Genomic DNA, 23,019 nt, shown 5'->3' with positions numbered 1-23,019 from the left:
AACGGCCTCCCTTACGGAATGTCCCTGGTGGCAAGGTCGGGCTGCGTTGGCGGCGGACCCTCGGCACCGAAGGGGTTCAACTTGTCCTTATAGCCCCTGAGGGGGAAATCCTTGCGCTGTGGGAAGCCGTCGAAGCCTTCCCACATGTAGATCCGGCGCAGATCGGGATGTCCCTCGAACCGGATACCATACATGTCCCAGGCCTCACGCTCATGCCAGTTTGCGGTACGCCAGACTCCCGCGACCGAAGGCACCTCAGGAGGATCGCCAAGTCGGCACTTGATGCGGACCCGCCACCTGTTGGGCAGCGAACAGAGATGGTAGACCGCCTCGAACCGCGGCGTTGCGGGATAATGATCGACGCCGCAAATGTCCGAGAGGAAATTGAATTGCAGCGCCGGATGCTCTTTCAGGAGCCGGCAGAACTCGACGATCCTCTCGGGCGGAACGGCAAAAGCGTCGATACCGTGCGCTGTGCCGAGGTCCTCGATCGTATCTCCGAAGCGCTCCATGATCAGAGCGCGATTGAGGGACGGCTCCACACTCATGACGCTATAACCCGATCCAGAGGTGTGCCCGCGAGCGCCCGGGACCTCTTGATCTTTTCTTGAAGCAGAAGGAAGCCGTGCATCAGCGCCTCGGGCCGGGGGGGACAGCCAGGCACATGCACATCGACGGGCACGAAGGTTTCCGATCCCTGCACCACGGCATAGGTGTTGTAGACCCCGCCCGAAATAGCGCAGGTGCCCATGGCGATCACCCAGCGCGGTTCCGGCATCTGGTCATAGAGTCGCCGCACGACGGGCGCGAATTTCCGGGTCACCGTGCCGGCGATGATCATAACGTCGGATTGTCTCGGCGAAGGGCGGAACACCACGCCGAACCGGTCGAGATCGTAGCGGGCGCAACCGGCTGAGATCATCTCGATGGCGCAGCAGGCAATGCCGAAGGTCTCCGGCCATAGCGCCGATCTCCGGCTCCAACTAATGATGCTGTCGGCCGTGGTGAAAAGTACGCTGTCGCGGATCGCGTTGTTTACCGCTCCCATTCCAGCGCTCCTTTCAGCCAGGCGTAGGCGAAGCCCACGAGAAGCAGCAATATGAAGATAAACATCTCGATATAGCCGACCAGCCCGATCTCTTTCAGGACGACGGCCCAGGGAAAGAGGAACATCGCTTCGACGTCGAAAACGACCAGCAGGATCGCGAGGATAAAGAACGGCACCCTGAAGCGGCCCGCCGCCGCCTCGCCCGCTGCGTCCATGCCGCATTCATAAGGCATGTTCTTGGCGGGATAGGGATTGGACGGGCGCAGCAGCGAGGAAACGAACAACGTCACGCCCGCCACCAGAACGACTCCGGCGATCATGAAAAGAACCGGCAAGAACTCCATTGCAGTCATATCACTGCACCGGTTGCCCACCGACCTCATCCCGAACGGGTAAGTCGATCACGCCACGGCGCGACTGGGCAATCCTTTCTCTGCCTCCAAGTCTATTCCGTCGGTGTGATCATTGCAAATCCAATCGCTCACCCGCCAAGGACCGAATCTTGAGCAAGCTTCAGGAACCACGACGGAAATAGGCCGATGCCGATGGTACCGGCGGCGGTGACGGCGAGTGTCGCGCCCACCAGAGGCGTCAGCGCCGGAGCGAACGCCCTCTTCGGCTCGCGCATGTAGATCACCATGACGATGCGGATGTAGAAATAAGCAGCGACGGCGCTGAGCAGCACGGCGATTATCGCCAGTATGACGAAACCATGCTCGACGAGGGCGACCAGCACGTAAAACTTGGCGAAGAACCCGGCGGTCGGCGGAATGCCGGCCAGCGAGAAGAGATAGAGCAGCATCAGAAGCGCCAGCCCGGGATGTGACTTGGCGAAACCCGCATAGTCTTCGATGACCTCGCCCGAGAAATCGCCGTTTCGCATCATGATGACGGCGCCGAAAATGCCGAGATTCATGATGGCGTAGATCAGCAGATAGAGCATTACGCTAGCGATCCCATCGGCGCCGCCAGCGGCCACGCCGAAAATGGCGAAGCCGGCATGGGCGATGCTGGAATAGGCCAGGAGACGCTTGAAATTGTCCTGCACCAGCGCCACGAAGCTGCCGAGCGCCGTCGTCACCACCGCAATGACGGCAACGATGATCCAGACGTCCGAGGCTGCGACCAGAGGGTTGAGGAACACCCGCAGGATCACCGCGAACCCCGCCGCCTTGGGGCCTACCGACATGAAGGCGGTGATCGTCGTTGGCGCGCCTTCATAGACGTCCGGCAGCCACATGTGGAAGGGAACCGCGCCGACCTTGAAGACCAGCCCCGCGACGATGAAGACCACCGCCAGCAACAATCCTGGATCGAGCGGATCGCCAGTCACGGCCGCAGCCATCCCGTCCAAATGCGTTGTGCCGGTGAGCCCGTAGACCAGCGAAACGCCGTAAAGGAAAATCCCGGTCGAGACCGCGCCAAGGATTACATATTTCAGCGCTGCTTCGTTCGACCGCCGCTCAAGCCGCAGAAAGCCGGTCAGCACATAGGTGCAAATCACCATCAGTTCGAGGCCTACATAGATCGACAGGAGATCGGTCGCCGAGGCCATGATCATCATGCCCGAAAGCGCAAAGAGCAGCAGGACATAATATTCGCTGCTCCCGATCCCTTCGATATCGGCATATTTTCGCGAAAGGAGGAATGTCAGAACGGTGGCCAGGTAGAAAACGAACTTGAAGAAGACCGCGAAGCGGTCGGTGATGAACATGCCCGTGTAGGCCGGCCGTACCTCGCCTGCCAGCATGAGTGTCGCCAAGGCTGCAATCAATACGATCGCGACCGACGCCCAGACAAGGAGATGTTCCTGTCCCCTTCGCACAAACTGTCCCAGGATCAGCAGGATGCAGGCGCCGGTGATCACCACGATCTCGGGCAGGCTCGCCAGGGCCGACTGGAAAAGCGCGGCGGCGGTCATGGGCCGCTCCCCCTACTGTGCACGTGTGTCAGCAGATGCTTCACCGACGCATCGATGACGTTGAGAAAGGGTTTCGGATAGAGCCCGACCCAGAGCACGAAGACGGCCAGCGGCAGGATCGCAGCCATCTCACGTGCGTTCACGTCGCTCATCGTCAACCGGGCACCGACGCCGGCCGGACCGAGCGCGATTTTCCCGTACATGCCGAGCAGATAGGCAGCCCCGAGCAATGCGCCCAAAACGGCGGCCGAGCCGGCGACCATGTTGGCCGCAAACCCGCCTGACAGCACCAGCAACTCGCCGACGAACGAATTCGTTCCCGGCAGCGCCATCGACGACAGGGTAAACAGTGCCAGAAACGTCGTGTAGACTGGCGCCACTTTCATCAATCCGCCATAGTCGGCGATGCTGCGGGTATGGGTCCGCTCGTAAATGAGCCCGACGAACAGGAATAAGGCGCCTGTCGTCACGCCGTGATTGAACATCTGCAGGATGCCGCCCTCGAGCCCTCGGAGATTCAGCGCAAAGATTCCCAGCGTCACGAAGCCCATGTGGCTGATGCTGGAATAGGCCACCAGCTTTTTCAGATCGTCTTGCGCCAGCGCGAGCAACCCGCCATAGACGATCGCAAGAACCGACAGCGCCAGCATCAGCGTCGAATAATACATCGATGCTTCCGGCAGCATAGGCAGCGAGAACCGCAGGAATCCGTAGGCGCCCATCTTCAGGAGCACGCCGGCGAGGATAATGCTGCCCGCCGTCGGCGCCTGCACATGGGCGTCCGGTAGCCAGGTATGGAGCGGCACCATCGGCACCTTGACCGCAAAAGCGATTAGGAACGCGAAGAACAGCCAGGACTGGATCCGGAACGGCAAGTCCTGCTCTGTCAAAGCGAGGATATCGAAGGTCCTGCCACCGTAGAAATAGAGCACGACGACACCGATCAGGAACAGGAGGCTGCCCGCCAGCGTGTAGAGGAAAAACTTGATCGCCGCATAGACCCGACCCTCGCCGCCCCAAACACCGATGATGAGGTACATCGGGATCAGCATCGCCTCCCAAAAGACGTAGAAGAGGAACAGATCGAGCGCGCAGAAGACCCCGAGCATCAGCGCCTGCATGAAGAGCAGGCAGATCATGAATTCCTTCACCTTGCGGTCGATCGCGACCCAGGAGGCGAGCACGCAGATCGACCCCAACAGTGCGGTAAGGAACACGAAGAGCGCGCTGATTCCGTCGATGCCAAGCGCATAATTGATCCCGAGCGCGGGCACCCACGAGCGCGTCTCGGTGAACTGCATGGCATGGGTCGTGGTGTCGAAGCCGACCAGCATGGCGATGCAGAGAGCAAGGTCGAGGATGGTGAAAGAGAGCGCAGTCCACCGCATCGCATCGTCACCGCGCAGGAACATCAGAACCGCGGCCCCGACAACGGGTGTGAATATGATGACGCTCAGCAGCGGGAAGCCCATGGCACCCCCTACCGCCACGCCACGACGAAGACGGCGGTGGCTGCGATAAGACCGACGATCATCGCTAGCACGTAATGGGTCACGACACCCGTCTGGAGCCGCCTGAGCCGCCCGCCGCCGTACAGGATCGAGTGGGCAATGCCATTCACGACGGCATCCACGCCGGCAAGATCGAGCCGGAGTCCTGCCCGCGCCGCGCCGCGCAGCAAGGGCAGCGCCGCAGTCTCGGAGACATTGCTCACCACCTGCTCATAGCGCGCCAGCGGCCGTTCGGCGAGCCACATGAAGGCCCGCGCACCCTTGCGGTAAAACCAGTCGGTGTCGAGGCTGATCGTGTTCTCGGGATCGAGGGCCCAGAGGAACAGCACGAACCCCAGCGCGGTGAACATCAGCAGCCCGAGGCTCTCCGTGACGTGCGAACCCGTATAGGGTTCGAAATCCACCGGATAGGGCAGAAGCGCATAAAGCGGCTGAGGGAACACCCCGATCGCAATGCAGAGCACCGCCGCCATGCCCATGGCAATCAGCATGTTGCGCGGCGGCTCCCGCGCCTCCAGTTTCCGGTCCGTTCCGAAGAACATGTAATAGGGAAGCTTGAGGCCAGTGTGCAGGAACGTCCCGGACGATGCCATGGTCAGCGCCAGCACCACCAGTGCGCGGTGATCCGCTCCTGCAGCCGCTATCACCATCGATTTGGTGACGAACCCCGAGAAGAACGGGAAGGCCGAGATCGCGAAAGCGCCTACCATGTAAAGCGCCACGGTCAGCGGCATGGTCTTGTAAAGCCCGCCGAGCTCGGTGAGCCTGCGTCGCCCGGTGACGTAGATGACTGCACCGGCACCCATGAACAGCAGCGCCTTGTAGAGGATATGCGCGAAGGCGTGGCTGGCGGCTCCGTTCACCGCCATCTCGGTCCCGATGCCGATACCCGCGATCATATAGCCCACTTGGCTGACGATGTGATAGGCGAGAAGCCGTCGGCAATCGTTCTCCAGCACTGCGTAGATGACGCCGTAGAGCGCCATGATGGTGCCAAGCCAGACAAGGAGCTCGGTCCCCGGAAACGCACGCGCCAGCACATAGACGGCGGTCTTGGTGGTAAACGCGCTCATGAAGACCGCCCCGGTGACGGTCGCCTCCGGGTAGGCATCGGTCAGCCAGGCATTGAGCGGCGGCACGGCCGCGTTGAGGATGAAGCCGGCGAGGATCAGGTAGTCGCCGACCCCCATCCCTCCGTTGGTGAGGGCCCCCGCGATCGGGCCGAAAAGCAGTGAACCGGTGGCGAGCCCGTGGGAAATGATGCCGCCGAGCAGAATGACGCCACCCGTGATATGGACCATGAGGTAGCGGAATCCGGCCCGGATCGCCGGCCCACCACGCTGCGCGAAGACCAGATAGGCGGAAGCGAATGCCATGCCCTCCCAGAACAGGTAGAGGGTCAGGTAGTCACCGGCAAACACCACACCAAGCGCGCTGCCGACATAGACGAATGCCGCCACGTGCTGGCCGGCATCCGCCAGGTGCAGCGCATAGACCATTCCGATCAGCGCCATGATGGTGAAAACGCTGGCGAAGACTATGCTGAGCTTGTCCACCTTCGCGATCAAGATCTCCTGTCCAATGAACCGCGCTTCGCCATAGCTGCCCGGTTCCATCGCAAGCACGGCCAGGATCGCCAGTGTAGGGATCAGAAGCAGATAGGCCTTGCGGACCGACCCGCTGAGGAACGGGATCGGCAGGGCGCCAAGAATAAAGAGCAGAGCCGGATGGATGAAGTCAGTCATAATAGTCCTCGCGCCGCATCAGCCCGACCCGGTGGCCGAGAAACTTGGAAACGAAGATAAGCAGGACGCAGGAGACGAAGCCGTAGACCGCCGACCAGCCCGGCAGGCTGTCCCACAGATATTCGGCGTGTTCGCGGATGACCAGAAAGTCGGCGACGACGATCAGGACGAGCACGAGGTAGAACAGTCGGCGGCGCGGCCTCGCATATTGCTCGTCACCAAAGAAGTCGACGACACGCTTGATCATCGGATCACTCCGTCTGCCAGGGTGAGAAAATAGCCGGGGAAAATGCCCATCAGCACCGACAGGATCGCCGTCGCGACCAGCGGAATCGTGACCAGCGGAATTTCACGGACCGTCGTCCGGCTCTCCTGCCTCTCCGCCTGGAAGAAGGCGGCATAGCTGACTGGCAGGAAATATGCGGCGTTCAGGACCGAGCTCACAAGGATTACGACCAGGAACGTGGTCTCTCCCGCCGCCACGGCGCCCTCCGCCAGATACCACTTGCTGACGAAGCCCGCGGTCGGCGGTATCCCGATCATGCTGAGCGAAGCGATGAAAAATGCCCCCATCGTCCAGGGCAGCCTGCGGCCGATACCGGCCATGTCGCTGATGTTTCGCTTGCCCGACGCGCAATAGATCGAGCCGGCGCAAAAAAAGAGCGTGATCTTTGAGAATGCGTGCGCTGCGATGTGGATGATCCCGCCGACCATCGCGACCGGCGACAATAGAACCGCGCCCAGCACGATGTAGGAGAGCTGGCTGACCGTCGAATAGGCGAGCCTGGCCTTCAGGTCGTCCCGCGTCAGGGCGTAAATCGACGCCATCAGGATCGTGAACGAAGCCAGATAGGCCGTGGCGATGCCCAGGCTCAGCCCACCCAGCAGCCCTGTGCCGAAGACATGGAACACCACTCGCAGCACGCAGAACACGCCCATCTTGACCACTGCCACTGCATGCAAAAGCGCGCTGACCGGTGTCGGCGCGACCATCGCGGCGGGCAGCCAGGCGTGCATCGGCATTACAGCGGCCTTGGCGAAGCCGAAAAGATAGCAGAAATAGACGACCGTCAGCAGCGCCGCCGAGGCATCACTCCCCGCCAGCAGCCCCCCCGCGACAAAGTCGAGCGACCCCGCAATATGGTAGGTCAGCGCCAGTGCGGCGAGTAGCGCGCTTTTCGAGGCGCCCATCAGATAGACGAGGTACTTGCGGCCGCCCCCCCATCCCTTCTCGTCCTCGTGGTGGTAGACGAGCGGATAGGTAACTAGACTGAGCACTTCGTAGAAGATCACCAGCGTAAACAGATTGGCGGCGAACGCGCCCCCGGCGGCGGCCGCAAGACTGCTGGCGAAGCAGGCGAAGAACCGGGTCTGCGCATGCTCGTTCAAATGCCGCATATAGCCGATGGAATAGATCGCCGCCACGATCCACAGCAGCGACGAGACGGTGGCAAACACCATGCCGAGCGCATCGACACGGAGAGCAAAGTCGATCCCCGGCAGAAACTCGAACAGGCGCAATTCGACCGTCCCGCCCGCCAGCACCGTGGGCGCCATCGACAAGACAATCGCGAACATGGCGATCGCGGCCAATGGCGAGACCAGATCGCGAAGTCTCTTGCGCTTATTCAAAAGGAGAACTGCAAGGGCCGCCAGACCGGCGACGGCGATGGCAAGCAACGGCCGGATCGATACAACCGGGTCCAAGGCCGTTATCCTTTCATCACCGTCACGTCGTCGATCTTGAGGGTGGATTTGTTCCGAACGAGGGCAACCAGAATACCAAGGGCGACGGCAACTTCCGCCGCGGTGATTGCAATGACGAAGATCGCGAAGATCTGCCCGCGGAAATCGGCGTGGTAACGCCCGAAAGCGATGAAATTGATGTTGACCGAGTTGAGCAGCAGCTCCAGCGACATCAGTACGACGAGAATATTGCGCCTGAGCAGAACGCCCGCCGCTCCGATCACGAACAGGACCACTCCGAGCACTATATACCACCAGATCGGAACCATCACCCCTGCTCCTTCCGCGCGAGCATGATGGCGCCGACCAAGGCCGCCAGCAGGATTACGGAGGCAGTTTCAAACGGCAGGAGATATTCGGCGAAAAGTGCTGTGCCAAGCTGCCTGACGTCATCGCCGCCGCTCATCGCGACGGGCTCCATGACCGAAAAGCGGTCGCTCCAGAGCACCAGTACGAGCATCTCGACCCCGAGCAGGACGAGCAGTACCAGAGCCGGGAGGTTGCCGCCTGGCAAGAACCGCTGCAACACCGCTTCGCGCACATCGATCATCATGATCACGAACACGAACAGGACCATGATCGCGCCTACGTAGACGAAGATCTGGATCACTGCGAGCAATGGCGCCTCAAGCAAGACGAAGATTGCCGAGATATTTAGAAAACACGCCATCAGCGCCAATGCGCTGTGAACCGGGTTCCGCGCCAGGACCATCGTCAGAGCGGTGGCCACGGACACTGTAGCGAACAGAAGAAAGAACCCCTCATCCATCGACGCCGACCCTCCGACGCGAACTGTTACTCGGTCCGAGACGGCCGGGTTTAAGATTGCGCCGCAACTTCCGTTGCGTTCATAAATCGTGCCCTAATATCGGATTTTTCACAAGATTATTGTCATCGGCGGAGTAAGATCGAGTAGGTCCGGATGTGGCGAAGGTCGCTTGCCAAGCGCGCTTTCGACAGGGTCGTACCGATTTTACTGTTCCATAGGCAAATGGGGCTTAGCCGGTTTCGGTACTGACGTTTTGTTACGGCGTAGCGGGAAATTTCTTCCAAATAACACCGGCTGTTCCGGCCGAAGTTGCAAGTCTCTCTGCTATCAGGCCCCGCAACCGATTCTCAAAAACTCCCTCCAAAGCCCGCCAGGGGCTTGGCGTTAAGCCGCGCTGGCAATAGCTCGTCGCAGGGGATCTTAAGGGACAGTCTTCGCAAGCGGATCAGCCACATGCTTGAGATGCCCGGGATCGCTCCTGGCACGACCAAGTCGCGTCATGTGGCTTCGTGTGATCGGCCGACTAATCCCCGTCTTTCAGGGAAAAGGCGAGCACATAGTCGCCGACTTCAGTCGAATTTGCTGCTCCGCCAACCGAGACCAGAACATATTGTTTGCCTGTCTTTGGTGAGACGTAGGTCATTGGCGTCGCGCTCGAGCCGACCGGCAGAGGATATTTCCAAAGCTCGTTGCCGTTCTCGGCGTCATAGGCGCGGATGTAATAGTCCTGGAAACCGGCAAAGAAGACGATACCGCCCGCAGTCGCCGATGTGCCAGCATAGGTCGGCAAGCCCATCGACATGGGTAATTTCATCTTGATCTTGAATGGTCCGAGCTGTTCGGCAGTCCCGGCCGGCACCTGCCATGCGATTTTGCGTGTGTTCAGATCCAATGCCGTTACCGTGCCCCATGGCGGTTGCGTGCAGGGAATGCGCAGTCTCGACGTCCATTTCTCGGTCGTCATGCCATAAGGCGTGCCGCGCTGCGGGGCGGAGGGGCCGTGCGCGGTCGTGACGAGGGCGAAATCGACGTAATCGGCCCGCGGCACGAGCGCGAAAATGCTGGGTACGCGGATATCGTTCATGAAGACGCGGTTGTTGGGCAGGTCGACCGAGACGCTACCCCAATTGAGGCCGCCCAGATTTCCCGGCTGCTGAATTGCAGGATGCGTGCCAATGGGGGTGAAATCGCCATCGTAGCGCATCTTGCGAAAGGCGATGCGGCAGGCCAGTTGATCGAACATGGTCAACCCCCAGGCTCTCTGCTCCGTCACGCGTTCCGCGCCGATCGTTGGCATGCCGACCGAATAAGGCTGCGTCGGCGACAGTTTCTCTTCCGGCGCGCCTCCCGTCTGCGGGACCGGCTTCTCCTGAACTTCGGCGAGGGGAACGCCGGTCTGGCGATTGAGCAGGAAAAGCTGTCCACGCTTGGTGGTCTGCAAGATAGCGGGTACTGTGGCTCCATTGTCGTCCGGCAGGTCGATCAGCACCGGTTGGGCCGGCAGATCATAGTCCCAGATATCGTGATGCACGGTCTGGAATTTCCACTTCTCCCGGCCAGTCGTCACATCGAGCGCCACCAATGTCGCGTTATACTGATCGGCGAAAGCCGGGCGATTGGCGCCGTAATAATCCGGCGTGGTATTGCCGAGCGGAGCATAGATGAGGCCGAGCTTGTCGTCGAAGGCGGCTGTCGTCCACATATTGGGCGTAGCGCGCGTATAGGTCTCACCATCCGGCGGAAGCTTGGTGATCGCAGGATTGCCGAGATCCCATGCCCATTCGAGCTCTCCAGTGACCACATTGAATGCGCGGATGACGCCTGAAGGCTCGCCGACCTCCTGGTTGTCGGTCACCCAGCCTCCGATGACGATCAGGTTACGGGCAATCAGCGGAGCGGATGTCTGGAAATAGTAGCCCGTCTTGATTTCACCCATACCCTGAGAGAGCTGAACGGTGCCGTTGTCACCGAAGCCCGTGCACGGTGCACCGGTCTTGCTGTCGATTGCGATGAGGCGCGCATCGATCGTCGTCTGTATCAGGCGCTCATTGCATAGGCCGTCGGGCGACCGGTTTTCCTCCGGCATCTTATAATAGCCGAGGCCGCGGCAGCGCTGCCAATAGGGCGCCGACGCCTTGGGATCGAAGGTCCAGCGGGGTTTTCCCGTGTCGGCATCAAGGGCTGCGATCACATCCGTCGGTGTGCAAGTGTAGATCGTATCGCCGATCTGCAAAGGCGTGTTCTGATCGACGCCGTCGCCTCTCCCGGTGCGATATGTCCAGGCAAGATCGAGCCTGGCAACATTGCCGCGATTGATCTGATCGAATGGGGAATAGCGATCTCCCGCAGTGCTGCGGCCATACGATGTCCAGTCGGAGGGCGAATTGTCGCCTTTGGCAGTCTTGTAGGCAGGAATGTCGACGGAGGGGCGGATCACCTCATGCGGCGTGAAAGCAAGGCTGAAGCCCGCCGCAAACAGAATGGCCGCAAGCAGGGCGCCGCCATGGAAGAGCTTTCGGTTGGCGGTCGGCAACCGCGCTGGTGCAAAGAGAAGCGCAAATCCCGCCACCGCGGTGGGGGACATCAGGCGTGCGAAGAGCGCCCAGAAATTGGTGCCAGACTCCCATATTGCCCAGGGGAGAGTGAAAACGGCGACAAGCAGGATAAGGAGTGCGCCCAGTGGCTTCCGGCGCCATAGCAGAACTGCGGCTACAAAGTAGGCAATTCCTGTGATTGCGTAATAGGGCGAGCCGCCGAGGCTGAGCAGCAAAGCGCCGCCTCCCGTCAAGCCCAATCCGATAAAGGCGAGAACGATACAGTATAGAGCGGCCAGATGTTTCATCGTCTCCTCATCCAATTCGCTACCCGAGCGCCTGCATTCGTCTCCGACCATCGAGCGTCGCCTCGGGCAGCACGGGGCGATTGGAGCGATGGTCAGGTATTCGTCCTGAAGAGGGGCAGTCTCCTCAAATTATTCCTGATGTAGCTGTGGTCACTGACACGTGTCCCTGAGCCGGCAATGATGCTTGAGATGGTCGGCGGCAAAAGCTTGCGATTTGCGATTGCGTCAAAACTTCCGAAAGGGGCACAGATGGTACTCGGCGAAAAACTTGATTTGGCGAAGGGGCGGCCGACAGGATTCGATTACATGCGATTGCTGTTGGCCTTTTCGGTGCTTTGGATACACACGGCTCGCGTCACCTATGGAGATGATCTGTTTTTGTGGGAAACGCCCCTGCGTCCGTTTATCAAGTCTGTGCTGCCGATGTTCTTTGCGCTGAGCGGGTTCCTGGTTGCTGGCAGTCTCGTGCGGTCGAAGACATTGATCTCCTTTCTTGGCAATCGATTTATCCGTATTTACCCCGCTCTCGCAGTGGAAGTGTTGCTGGCTGCTTTTATACTGGGAGCGATCTATACCGAGTATGACCTCAGTAACTACTTCACCGACCCCAAGTTTTTTACATATCTGCTGAACGTCACCGGGCACATTCACTTCAATCTTCCGGGGGTGTTCCTGAGCAATCCTGACGCCGCGATGGTGAATGGGCAGCTCTGGACCGTGCCTTTCGAGCTTGAATGTTACGTCGCGATCGCCGTGCTTTTCCTGCTCGGCGTGGTCAGGCGGCGCGTGATTGCGCTTGTCGCGACGACGGCGTTGATCGTGGGTTTTGGGCTTGCAAGATACTGGAAGCATGAAAGCAACTGGGCATCCATGCCTACGACCGCGTCGGGGAATCTACTGATCGGCTCCTTCCTCGTGGGTGTGACCATCTATCTCTACAAGGACAAGATTCTGTGGGACGTGCGCATCTTCATCGCTTCTGTTGCCGTCGTATTGTGGGCTTACTGGTTCACCCCGTTTGGAGATTTCATTGCCATTCCGGCTATTGGATATGTAACGGTCTTTCTCGGCCTCACCTCGCCCCGCAAGCTCGCACTGCTTCAGGGGGCGGACTATTCCTACGGCGTATTCCTCTACGGCTATCCCATCCAGCAGGCCTTCGTCGCGCTCGGACCCTGGGCGCATAACTGGTGGCTGAATGGGATCGTCTGCAGCATCATTGTCACTTGTTTTGCCGCCTTCTCGTGGCGATTTATCGAAAAGCCTGCGTTGGGGTTGAGGAAACAGGTGACCTGGCTTGAGAATCTGTACCTGCAGCGCGGTTCAAGACGGGAGTTGGCTGGCGCCGTTCTGAAATAGGCTTCCGGTCGCCATCCGAGAGCTCGGCAATTCGAAGCCGGCCGGCGAAGAACCGTCGCCGTGCGCTTGACAACGCCTAAGCTTTGATACTGATGCTATGCTTACGCCATCGCATGTTGCCTCACGCAGTCAATACCGTGCGACGCGCAGCAGAGCCTCTCGATTTAGGTTGCCCCTAAATTCGAGGGGAACGGCGGAAAATCCGTTAGAGCCATATCGGCGGCTTCTAGGTTCGGTGATGATGGCGATCCAAGGGAGGCAGGATCGTAGCCATTTTCATGCCTTCTCTGCGGACGTCGCTGCGCTGAACCAGGCATGTTTTGCTGGACAGTCTCGATTTCGTCCCCCGAGATATTCTTCCAATATTTCCAGCCTTCGCCTTGAATGAGCCCGTGATCGGACAAGTCCTTCCAGCTTGTGTAGGTGCCTGTATCGTCGCAGACGAAGTCACCCATCCCCTTGTCGGCGGAGTAAACGGTGTATTCTTCCGTATGCTGAGAAAGGTGCTCGGCATCAGCAACTTTGTGCACGAAGGTCGATAGGAATTTGAAGTGGAGAAGGGCGCCGGATACGCAAAGCGCGCCGCGCATGTCGCCCAGATTCAGGCAGAGCGGCCAGACTTGGTGCGATGATTTGAGAAACAGCCGTTCACCCGTCACATATACGAGAGGGATCTTGTTGAGCGCCGGCCCGTCCCAAAGCCGGTCGCGAAAATAGATGCGTCCGCGAACGCCGCCTTTGATCCATATCGTCCAGTTGCGTTCGTCGAAATGTGCGACATAGCCGGATCGATCGAACAGATTGCAGACCTCTAGCGGATTGCGGCCAGGCTCGCATATGTTTTCCAAGACCGGACGCGTGCTGTACATGTCGATCATGACCGAGCGGAGGGAATGGCCGCCGGTGGATTCAATATAGGCTGTCAACTGATTGATCGGACGGGAGTCACAATGCGGATAGACCAGAAACTCGTCTGCATCGACATAAAGGACCCATTTCTCCCGACAGTGCCGGTTGATGACTTCATTGATCCAGTCATTTCCGAACCTTGCCGCCTTGTAGGAGCCGTGAGCCGAGACAAGCGAGACATCGTCGAAGCTGGACAGCATTTCAACCGTTCCGTCCGTCGAGCCGTTGTCGATGCAGATGAAGTGCTCGAATCCTAGTTCGCGATAATATTGCAGAAAAAATGCCAGCCGATGGCCCTCGTCACGGATGACGCAAATGACGACGTGGCGCGCCTGCCTGAGCGCACTACGCAACAGGTCGTAGTGGACCTGCCGAGCCTTTAGCGACCGGCGCAGGCGCGCTTTTGCGTAATGCGAGATACTAGCGACGGAAGGCCGATAGCTCATTTTCTATCCTGAACATTGTTCATCTCTGGGATGAATAGGCTTGCGGTGAGAAATGCGACGCGCGGAGCCGGACGAAATTCCGGGTGGCGGTCACGGCGGTGCGGGAAGCGACGATGCAGTTCTTCCGGCTGATCAGGCTGAACTCCATAACGCGAATCTTCATTTTCGGGGCGGACCAATACGGGTCATCATACGGCATAATCCCCAACCAGCAGGCTCTGGACCCGTGGGTGAGGCCCATTCCTCTCGATTGCGTGTTCGAGGCGTGCCCGCATCGACCGATATTTATAGAGCATCTTCCGATCGAGGCTTATTCCGCGATAGAGGGCGCTGTAAATCGGATGCGCGTTGCGCAGATCGACGTAGACTTGGCTTTCCCGATCAGTCCATGGAAAAAAGGTTCCATGCCATGGCTTAGGATGCGCCATATAGTGGACGATCGCCAGTGACGACATGTTCACCAGATGCAGAAACTGCTTGGGAAAGTTCCAACGGTTGGACACGAGGATGAGCGACGACCCGCAGACATAGTTCAATGCACCCTGGTCGTGTTTGCCCTCGCAAGCCTCGGGATTTTTGGCAAAAAGCGCAAGCGCCTCCTGACCGATCCAGCCGTTGCGATGGAATTTCAGCACACCTGCATTGAAATAGTGGTTGTCCTTTCCAGTGTTGAGGAAGTCCTGAATTGCCGTGTAATCGCGAGCCGCGAAAAACCGCCCCTCAGGCACGGTGGCGTTTTCGAGCTTGCCGAGATCGCTGACGATCTGGGTATCGCCATCGAGATAGATGATCTGGCTGTAATGGGCGGGCAGGATCTCGCACAGGACCAGCTTGGCCATGGTGCTGACGCTGATGCGCCCCTGAAAATGCGAACTGTCGAGCTTGCCGAGCGAGTCTTGCAGCGCGTCGGTCGCATCGGCCAATTCGACTCCACTCGCGGCGAGCAGGGCTCTCAACTCATCGAAATTATCGAGACGTTCAGACATGAGCACGCAAACATCGGTTGCGGGGCTTGCGAATTTGCGAGCCTGAAGCGCGGAAAGGATAGTTGGAAATGAATATTCGACATCCGTGACATAGGCAATGCACTGATTGTTCATGTCATCACCCTTCGGGTTGTCTTCAATCCGAGTGAATTGCTGCTGTTTTCAGGCCTGAGCGAATAGTTTTTGATTGGCCCGGCAGACCTGTCGTAGGACGGTCCTGTGCTGTATATATTGTGGAACGCCCGGCCGCTTGTTTGTTGAAACAGCATCCGGCCGTCGGCGGTTTTTGTGTGTTCCATTGTTGAGATGCTCATCATGAAGAATGCCGTGCCTGTGACAGGGCTGTGTTTCGACATATTGAACCGCGGCAGGACGATTGGCGCCGGGGACCTTGTCGAGGTGCAGAGGGAAGGAGGATCGTCATGCTGATCATGACCTTGGTGGCTGCAGTGGTATCGACAGCCGCCGGCGCTGCGATCCGCGCCTGGGCCTTTGCGATTTTCGCAATCCTTGTAGCAATCGGCTTCGGCAGCGTGGCTTTCGCCGACGGGTCTTCGCTGATCGGCGCGTTCGCTTCGGGTATCGCTTTCCTCGTGCTCATGGAGATAGGCTATCTGGCAGGCGTGTTCCTGTCGGGTTTTGCGCGGCGTAGCGCCAGACTGCGACAAAACAGTTCCGCCGCCGATAGTGTCGCAGCCACCAGCGAGCGCCGGCAGGGCTGACGCCGAAACAGGATCGGCCGCCCGTCCTTCCCGGGAGGCGCTTGCGGAACCGCGTTCCGCCGACTTTTTCGCACCAGCATTTCCAAACTTTTGCGACGCTGGCGATTGCCGGCCAACCCAACTGGGCAGCTGCATGACCGCAACGGCGTGCCGCCCTTGGCTTCGAATGAAGTTCGCGACTGAGCTCATTACGCTGCAAACACCGGCGCTCTCCTGAGAGATGCCGATGTCTCCGGGGGAAGCCGATTTGCACCGGGCCGGGCCACCCGATGCTGCGACACATAGGGAGTGGCGAGGCAACCGGCGGCCAAACCCGCCGTGGTGCTGAACAGCAGGCCGAGATCGGTGCCGCTTCCTGAAATCGCCGCAGAGGCGATCTGTGAGATCGATGCCATGATGGCGGCATTTCCTATCGCGTGCGTCTCCCGATCTCCCGAGGCCTGCCGGCTGGAGGCTCTGACAAGGCTGTACAGGAAGGCGACGAAGAGAAGCGTGCCGGTCAATCCGACGTTGGACAGCAAAGCGGCGACGAAACTCGATGCTCGAACCGTTCCAAGTCCGGCGCCGAAGGTCGCGGTATCGACGAATGCAATCAATGCCAGCGTGTTCCACGCGGTGCGCTCTTCGCCGGATTGCGATTGGAGCTTGTCCGATACGGTGGTGTTAAGGAGGCTGGTGATGGAATCCCACGTATCAGGAACAAGGCTGAGAGCGACGATGGCGCAGGGGACCAAGAAGAGGGTTATCGCCAGGAACGTAACGTGCGAGGTCTTAGCCGATCCTGCGATCATACGTTTGCAGCAGAAGAGCACGAACATACAGACAACGAAAAGCCCGGCAATATAGGCGGTTGTCGACGTGCAGAGCAGGATCGTCGGGCCGATGAAAAGCGTTGCTATGCCGGCCATGCGGCTTTGAACACGCTCTAGCCAGAGCAGAAGAGTGAACGAGAAATAGGCCAGTGCGACCGTCCCATATATGCTTGCTTCGGGAAAGGCGCCGACAATGCGTTTGAAACCGCTGATCGTCTCGGCCGTATGCATGGTGTAATTCGCGTTTCTGATGACATCGAGCAGGTACGACTGGCCGGTCACGAACGTTCCGATATCAAGCAACGCCAAGGCAAAACAAGCGATTGAAGCGACGATCAGCTGCTGTGCGATGAAACGCTGATATCCGAGCCTCGCGAGCCCCGAAACCACGGCAAAGCAGGCGAGGTCGCCAAGCAGATAGACAGATTGGCTAAGGTTGGACGAGCCTGGTGACAGGGGAGCGGCGACAGTCGACATCATGCCGGTCGCATCTCTCGCAGAGGAGTAGACGAGGGTCGCACCTGCAAAAATCCGCGGCAGGAAAAAGGAGGATACTACCGAAAACAGGATATAGGCGGCAAACCAGAAGCCGGGACCGGGATAAGAAATGCTCGCCAGCGCCGCTTGCGTCTGGACTGGACGCACCAGGGTGGCGGCGACGACAAACAGGAGCAGAAGATGGCTTGGCTGGATGCTGCTGCCGCCGAGTGCAGGCAATTGGAGAGCGGCCGCTGCTCCCAGCAGCGTCAACAGGCATAGGGTCGCAACTGCAAAACGCGCGCCGTTGACCATGGCGAGCAGGCCAAGCAGGAGAACGATGAAACCGAGCGGCTCTATCGACATGCGTCCAATCCTGACATGGGCAAACAGCTGGAATAGCGATTTGGCAGAACGCGGGCATCCAGAAGCCGATATGATAGGCGAGGCGAAAGCCGCCAGCTGTCGTCGCTGATCATCATCGCCTCCTAATTCGATCCCGTCTGGGATATCCAGCCGCGGCCCGCTCGATTATCCCCGGCCACATCAGAAGACGGGAGCGTCGAGCTCTGTGTCTGGGGTGCGGGCTGCAGCGGCGAAGTCGGCGCCCGAAGGTTCGTGTCCAAACCGACCTCAACGAGATCATGCGGCAGCAATGCGGTTTGCTCGTCGGCCACGATGTTGCTGTAGGTTCCGTCGCTATTACGCCGCACAATCCTGTAATTCTTCTGCGCTCTGCCAATACCCGGCGCGTCCATGTTCACCTGAGCGAGTTGAGCGTCGTACCCCGCCTGTTCACCTAGAAGTTGAGCCACCTGGATATCGATCGCGGCCCTGCCGATCGCAAGATTGACCTGATTCAGCAGGTCCTGGTTTTCGCTGTTCTGCCTGTTGACGATATTGATCTTGGAACGGTTGGCCTCGCTGAGGCCCTGGCGAGCCGTGGTCAAAGCAACTTCGAGATCGATCAGGGTACCTTGTGCATCCGCAACCCAGCGGTCGACAGACACCTGACGGGAATTGCTGACTAACCCCTTGCTCACCAGGCTGTTGACGTTGTCCAGTTCCTTTTGGGCGAGGTCAATCTGCCGCTTCTGCGAGCTGATCTTCGCCTCGAGCGACTCGACCTGCTGACCATAGAGGCGGGTGAGGTCGTTCGCCGCTTCGATCTGGCTGTCGATATCGACACGACGCAGCCGCATCAGGTTCAATTCCTGTGCCTTCAGCTTGTCCACTTCGGGCGTTCCGACGAGTTCGGCAGGAATCTCAAAACTCTGCTCCCCGGCGATTTCCGCCCGCAGCCGCGCCTGCCGCATCAAAAGATCGCGCCGGTTGAGGACGGCCGTTCGAAAGGCGCCGGCTGCCTGGATCCGGTCGCGCTCGAAGTAAGTGTTGTCCTCGCGTTCCCGCAGGAAGCCGCCAGCAATGCTGACGGCCTTCATGACAGTCATCCTCGATTCAAAAGGATAGCGCCCCGGGGTTTGGACCGTCCCGGTCACAAAAATCGGCGCATGCTCCGCAACCTCCAGGGCGATGTACGGCTTGCCAGGCAGTGCCGCCTTTTCAGCGAGAGCGCTGGCGATGGCGTCGGCGAGTTCTTCGGTTGTTTTTCCGGCGGCCTGTACATGGCCGGCGATCGGGATCGACAAGTCGCCAGTGTCGTCGATGGTGTAGACGCCATCGAGCGCTTCCCAGCTGGCATATCGGGAATCCGCGGATCGCCATTCGACGACGCGCAGTCTTACCTTGTCTTCCGGCACGAGGGTGAATGTTTGCGCGTGGGCGACGCTCCAGCCGGTCAGGCAGCAGAAAACCAGGGCGAGGGCCGCGGAGATGACGCGATCGGGGAAGAATGTTGACTGCATTGATCTATCTCCGTTTCGTCGCCGTCGGCGGCGACGCCATTGCGCGGGGCGGTGGATTGGCGAATTCGAGAATGCGGGACGGTGCGGCGCGGCCGGCAAGAAGATCGGTGAGCGCCAGCAAATTGCCGTTCAAACGTCCCCAACGGTCGATCAAGCGGTCGTTGAACAATATCCCCGATGCGTTCGCCAGAATGTTGCGGCCGATCTGCGCCAGCGCACGACCTTTCGACATCGTACCCTTCCGGATCAGGTAGACAGGATTGGCAATCTGCGAATAGCCGAGTTTCCGACCGGGCTGTCGCCCGGATCTTACGCCGAGATGCACTCCGCAGGCGCCTTCAACGCGCACGGATCTGCCGTAGTGGGCGATGGATCTGCTGAAATCGACATCCTCAAGCCAGCCATAGAGCGGCAGTTGCTCGTCAAACGCCAGTGCATGTTCGAGAACGGGGGCGAGGCGAACCGCCATATTGCACCCGTATGCATTATAGACATCCGTCACCCGCTCGGACTTTTCGCCGGCAGTGTGAAGAACCTGCAGGGCCTTCGACATGTCGAGCCCTCCAACAAGGACGCCGTCGGCCAAGACTTCACCGGTGGCGATCGCGACGTCGGGCTTTGCTGCAAAGACGGCTGTCATTCGCGACAGGAAGGTTGCGGCAGGGATGAAATCGTCGTCCAGGAAGATCAGAACATCCGTATCGGCCGCGGCCGCCCGGATGATGCTGTTGCGCTGCGAGGTGAGGCCATGGCTGCCGACAATAACTTCCACGTCGAGACGATCGGCAAGCCCGGCGGCATCGTCGATCGCCGGTACGCAGACGATCAACCGCTGCGGCTGGTCCGGCAGGCCGGCGAGATAGTCGACCGTTTCCAGCAGGATCGAAGGGCGGCCCGCCGAAGCAATTCCGACGGCGATCCGCAATGGCTGGCTCGCAGGCCGCGCCACTGCTTTCGCGTCGCAAGATACAAGCAACGGTCCGCCCAAGACTTCCCGCCTGTCCGTCTTTGCCGAATGCGCGATCATGACTGCATGCTCTTCGGAGCGTGGTTGATGACCGCGCCGAGGATTTCCGCGCCGACATTGCGCATCGTCTGGATGACACGGACGGCGTCGTCGATCGAAGTGCTTCCGTGCGAGGCGACCATGAGAACGCCGTCCAGCTCCGGCGCGATCGCATTGGCATCCGGCGAAGCGGAGAATGCGGAAATGTCGACAAATATGGTGTCGAACTCCTTTTTCAGCTCGGCGAAGCTCAATTGCGTGCGGCGCGAACTTAGACGAATTGCCGGCGTCACGGTGTCGACCTGGCCGAGCGGAAGGAATTTCAGCGTGGGGCTGAGGGGCAAGGCCGCGGTCTCAATCAGTTCGCCATTGTCGAGAACGTCGACGAGGCCGCTGAGACTATGGGGTGCGATCGTCTTGCTGAGCGATGGATTCTGCGCGGCCGCATCAATCAGGAGCGTCTTCGCTCCAGATACCGACGACAGCACAGCAAGTTCGCTTGCGATGGTCGATGCTCCGTTGCCGCGATTGACGGCGACCACTCCGATGACGACCCGGCGTTTGCGCCGAAGCGCGACGACCGTTGCGCTCAGCTCTGTCATGCCTGGGATGGCTATACTGCCGTCCGTACCGGCGGCGAAGAAAGGCGCCGGCTGGCCGTCGCGTGTCCTTTTTGACGTCGCCAGCACGGTGACGAAGGACAGGCCACAGCTTTCAGCGATCTGATGCGGGCGGACGAGCCGGCGGTCGCTGGCATGTCTTATCATTGCGAGTGCGAAACCGGCCCCAAGGCCGACCGCGGCCGCAAAGGCGGCGATGAGAGTGCTGCGCGGTCTCGCCTTCGAAAGAGGCAGCGTAGCTCGCGAGACGATCGTGGCATCGGACATCGGGTACGTGATGCGCTGCTTTGCTTCGGTCAGCTGGTTCAAGGTGTTTTCATAAAGAGTGCGGCGGGCATCCGTTGCGCTCTGCAGCTCCGCAAGCTTGAACTGGTCCCGCGGATTGCTCGTGAAGCTGGCCAGGGCGCTAGCGGCTTCCGCGAGCCCTCGCTGTTGCTCGGCTATGAATTTCGCCAGCCAGTCGCTGTATTGGCGGGCGGCGTTGGCCTTCATCGCGATATTCTTCTGGATATACTGCCCGGCGAGCGTGTCAGCAATGTCGACGGCCTTCTGAGGGGTCGATGCCGCAGCCGATATCTCGATGATCGTCGAGCTTCCGATCCGGCGGATGTCCATCATGTTCAGCAGTTTGGCGGTTGCCCAGTCGTGGAGCCGTTCATCCTCCGTCTGTGGTTGCGCTTCGCTCGCTCCCTTGCCTGCCGCGTCCTGCGATGGAGTATCCACTTGGGGTGAAAGCCCCATCAGCCAATTCTTCGCTCTGTCCTGCAGCGAAGGCGTCTGGTCGACGAACTCGGGATCATGAACGAGATCGAGCGCCGCTACCGTTCCACCGACGACATCGCTCGATCTGGCGATCTCCAACTGTCCTTCGATGAATGCATCTTCCGCGAAAGCCCTCTGCGCTTCAGAGCCGCTCACCTGGGGAAAGATCACAAGCTGCGTGCTGGCAACGTAAGTCGGTTCGGCGGTCAGCAAATAGGTTCCGGCGATCGCCAGGAAAGCGATGGTCGTCGCGACGATCCAATGCCAGCGCATTCTCAAAAAGAAGAGCATATCCCGCAGGGTCAGCGGCGAATTGCCGCCGCCTGTAGCTTCTGGAGCCAGGGATATGGGAGAGACACCACTGAAGATCGTGCTGGAGGTCATGTCGTCCTAATCCGGAATGGGAAATCAATGAATAGCCAGTTAATGGCAGCTTGGAGGGGACGGTGGAGAAGCGCATCTTCCGATCTCGAACACGGTCGGCGGTCTCCCCATTGAACGCTCAGTACGACCCGCGCTGCGAAAACAGCGCAGGAATGGTCTTGGCGATGATGACGAAGTCTCGGACGAGCGACCAGTTGTTGAGGTAATGGACGTCGAGAGAAACCCGGTACTCGTAACTGACATCGTTGCGCCCACTCGTCTGCCATTGGCCGGTCAGCCCCGGGCGAACCGCCATATAGGCCCATACGTGTTCGCCGTAGCGTGGCAGTTCTTCGGCTGTGACCGGGCGGGGTCCGACGAGGCTCATTTCGCCACGCAAGATGTTGATCAGCTGGGGAAGCTCGTCGATGCTCGAGCGCCTGAGGATATCGCCGACGGCGGTGATCCTCGGATCGTTCTTCAACTTACGGGTCATTTCCCATTCGCTGCGGGCCGCCGGGTTGTTTTGCAGCAATTCCGCGAGCTGAGCACTCGCATCGGTCTTCATCGTCCGAAATTTGAGGCATCCGAACGGCGCTCCGCCGAAGCCAATGCGCGTATGGGAATAGAAGACAGGGCCGCCGTCGGAGAGTTTGACGATCATCGCGACGATCAGAAGAAGCGGAGAGAGCAGGATCAGCGCGATGAACGCAACAAGAAAATCTATCGCACGCTTTGACGACCGGCCGGCTGCACGAGGCCTGGAGTCGCGCAAGGAGTCGCGCAAGCCGCCCTTAGCGGCCCGTCCGATGCGAGACCAAGCCTCAAAACTATGTGCTTCCCATGTCATCGCGGTCTCCAAAACATTGGACGTCAAGAACCGTTCAAAGCTTGCTGCGCCGCACCCAGATTGTCTGTTACCAAGGTCATAATCGTTAATTAATTCTTTATGCTACGAAGATGGCTAGAGATTTCCAGATATAGCAATGCGTCATCAATTCTTTTAAGCGGATATATAAGCTGCTTCGAATGATCATCTTGAGCAGAATCCATCGTAATTTTGATGTTTTCATCTCTAATTATGATGATTTCTCATTCATTAAGTCTTTT

19 protein-coding genes and 1 pseudogene are annotated in these 23,019 nt (G+C 59.3%); 2 read left to right on the top strand and 18 right to left on the bottom strand.

Annotation, left to right across the window (positions count from 1 at the left end):
- Positions 1–11: 11 nt before the first annotated feature.
- The 11 genes from J2J98_RS17175 to J2J98_RS17125 form a co-directional block, all read right to left on the bottom strand.
- On the bottom strand, positions 12–548 hold the full coding sequence (locus tag J2J98_RS17175; RefSeq protein WP_064706070.1) for an NADH-quinone oxidoreductase subunit C: 537 nt from the start codon (positions 546–548) through the stop codon (positions 12–14).
- The gene (gene nuoB / locus J2J98_RS17170) at positions 545–1,048 is read right to left on the bottom strand and encodes an NADH-quinone oxidoreductase subunit NuoB (RefSeq protein ID WP_064706069.1); all 504 of its coding nucleotides are present in this window, start codon (positions 1,046–1,048) and stop codon (positions 545–547) included. Before nuoB ends, J2J98_RS17175 begins: the two co-directional genes overlap by 4 nt.
- On the bottom strand, positions 1,036–1,401 hold the full coding sequence (locus tag J2J98_RS17165) for an NADH-quinone oxidoreductase subunit A (protein WP_064706068.1): 366 nt from the start codon (positions 1,399–1,401) through the stop codon (positions 1,036–1,038). Before J2J98_RS17165 ends, nuoB begins: the two co-directional genes overlap by 13 nt.
- A 128-nt stretch (positions 1,402–1,529) precedes the next feature.
- Complete coding sequence (locus J2J98_RS17160; protein ID WP_064711315.1) at positions 1,530–2,969, bottom strand: NADH-quinone oxidoreductase subunit N; 1,440 nt, start codon at positions 2,967–2,969, stop codon at positions 1,530–1,532.
- A complete protein-coding gene (locus J2J98_RS17155) occupies positions 2,966–4,441 on the bottom strand; it encodes an NADH-quinone oxidoreductase subunit M (protein WP_207601678.1) in 1,476 nt (491 codons plus the stop codon). The genes J2J98_RS17160 and J2J98_RS17155 overlap by 4 nt, the downstream gene beginning before the upstream one ends.
- An 8-nt stretch (positions 4,442–4,449) precedes the next feature.
- Entirely contained in the window at positions 4,450–6,225 is a 1,776-nt protein-coding gene (locus tag J2J98_RS17150) for a Na(+)/H(+) antiporter subunit D (protein WP_207601677.1), read from the bottom strand.
- Entirely contained in the window at positions 6,218–6,472 is a 255-nt protein-coding gene (locus tag J2J98_RS17145) for a hypothetical protein (RefSeq protein ID WP_064706064.1), read from the bottom strand. Before J2J98_RS17145 ends, J2J98_RS17150 begins: the two co-directional genes overlap by 8 nt.
- The gene (locus J2J98_RS17140; protein WP_207601676.1) at positions 6,469–7,932 is read right to left on the bottom strand and encodes a monovalent cation/H+ antiporter subunit D family protein; all 1,464 of its coding nucleotides are present in this window, start codon (positions 7,930–7,932) and stop codon (positions 6,469–6,471) included. The genes J2J98_RS17145 and J2J98_RS17140 overlap by 4 nt, the downstream gene beginning before the upstream one ends.
- A gap of 5 nt (positions 7,933–7,937) precedes the next feature.
- A complete protein-coding gene (nuoK, locus tag J2J98_RS17135) occupies positions 7,938–8,240 on the bottom strand; it encodes an NADH-quinone oxidoreductase subunit NuoK (RefSeq protein WP_064706062.1) in 303 nt (100 codons plus the stop codon).
- Positions 8,240–8,740, bottom strand: a complete 501-nt coding sequence (locus tag J2J98_RS17130) for an NADH-quinone oxidoreductase subunit J (protein WP_207601675.1) — start codon at positions 8,738–8,740, stop codon at positions 8,240–8,242. The genes nuoK and J2J98_RS17130 overlap by 1 nt, the downstream gene beginning before the upstream one ends.
- 523 nt (positions 8,741–9,263) lie before the next feature.
- Positions 9,264–11,582, bottom strand: coding sequence for a membrane-bound PQQ-dependent dehydrogenase, glucose/quinate/shikimate family (locus J2J98_RS17125; RefSeq protein ID WP_207601674.1), 2,319 nt, complete (start codon positions 11,580–11,582; stop codon positions 9,264–9,266).
- A 249-nt stretch (positions 11,583–11,831) separates the two neighbouring features.
- Between J2J98_RS17125 and J2J98_RS17120 the strand changes: the two genes are divergently transcribed.
- On the top strand, positions 11,832–12,941 hold the full coding sequence (locus J2J98_RS17120; protein ID WP_207603159.1) for an acyltransferase family protein: 1,110 nt from the start codon (positions 11,832–11,834) through the stop codon (positions 12,939–12,941).
- A 335-nt stretch (positions 12,942–13,276) separates the two neighbouring features.
- Here the strand turns inward: J2J98_RS17120 and J2J98_RS17115 are convergent.
- Positions 13,277–14,296 (bottom strand): annotated as a pseudogene (locus J2J98_RS17115) (glycosyltransferase family 2 protein); the annotation flags it as partial.
- 188 nt (positions 14,297–14,484) lie between these two features.
- Positions 14,485–15,396, bottom strand: coding sequence for a glycosyltransferase family 8 protein (locus tag J2J98_RS17110; RefSeq protein ID WP_207601673.1), 912 nt, complete (start codon positions 15,394–15,396; stop codon positions 14,485–14,487).
- Positions 15,397–15,704: 308 nt separating this feature from the next.
- Between J2J98_RS17110 and J2J98_RS17105 the strand changes: the two genes are divergently transcribed.
- On the top strand, positions 15,705–16,004 hold the full coding sequence (locus tag J2J98_RS17105; RefSeq protein ID WP_064706056.1) for a hypothetical protein: 300 nt from the start codon (positions 15,705–15,707) through the stop codon (positions 16,002–16,004).
- 188 nt (positions 16,005–16,192) lie between these two features.
- On the opposite strand, the gene J2J98_RS17100 is transcribed toward J2J98_RS17105, so the two are convergent.
- The 5 genes from J2J98_RS17100 to J2J98_RS17080 all read right to left on the bottom strand — a co-directional run bounded on the left by J2J98_RS17100 (position 16,193) and on the right by J2J98_RS17080 (position 22,759).
- Positions 16,193–17,659 carry a hypothetical protein gene (locus J2J98_RS17100; protein WP_207601672.1) on the bottom strand — a complete coding sequence of 489 codons (1,467 nt, stop codon included), beginning with the start codon at positions 17,657–17,659 and terminating at the stop codon, positions 16,193–16,195.
- 122 nt (positions 17,660–17,781) lie between these two features.
- Positions 17,782–19,158, bottom strand: a complete 1,377-nt coding sequence (locus tag J2J98_RS17095; RefSeq protein ID WP_207601671.1) for a polysaccharide biosynthesis/export family protein — start codon at positions 19,156–19,158, stop codon at positions 17,782–17,784.
- 4 nt (positions 19,159–19,162) lie between these two features.
- Complete coding sequence (locus J2J98_RS17090) at positions 19,163–20,185, bottom strand: glycosyltransferase family 2 protein (protein ID WP_207601670.1); 1,023 nt, start codon at positions 20,183–20,185, stop codon at positions 19,163–19,165.
- Positions 20,182–21,930, bottom strand: coding sequence for a polysaccharide biosynthesis tyrosine autokinase (locus J2J98_RS17085; protein ID WP_207601669.1), 1,749 nt, complete (start codon positions 21,928–21,930; stop codon positions 20,182–20,184). Before J2J98_RS17085 ends, J2J98_RS17090 begins: the two co-directional genes overlap by 4 nt.
- A 118-nt stretch (positions 21,931–22,048) precedes the next feature.
- The gene (locus J2J98_RS17080) at positions 22,049–22,759 is read right to left on the bottom strand and encodes a sugar transferase (protein WP_138396497.1); all 711 of its coding nucleotides are present in this window, start codon (positions 22,757–22,759) and stop codon (positions 22,049–22,051) included.
- Positions 22,760–23,019 lie beyond the last annotated feature (260 nt).

This window comes from Rhizobium bangladeshense (assembly GCF_017357245.1).
Lineage (GTDB): Bacteria > Pseudomonadota > Alphaproteobacteria > Rhizobiales > Rhizobiaceae > Rhizobium > Rhizobium bangladeshense.
This window is presented reverse-complemented; position numbering and strand designations above follow the sequence as displayed.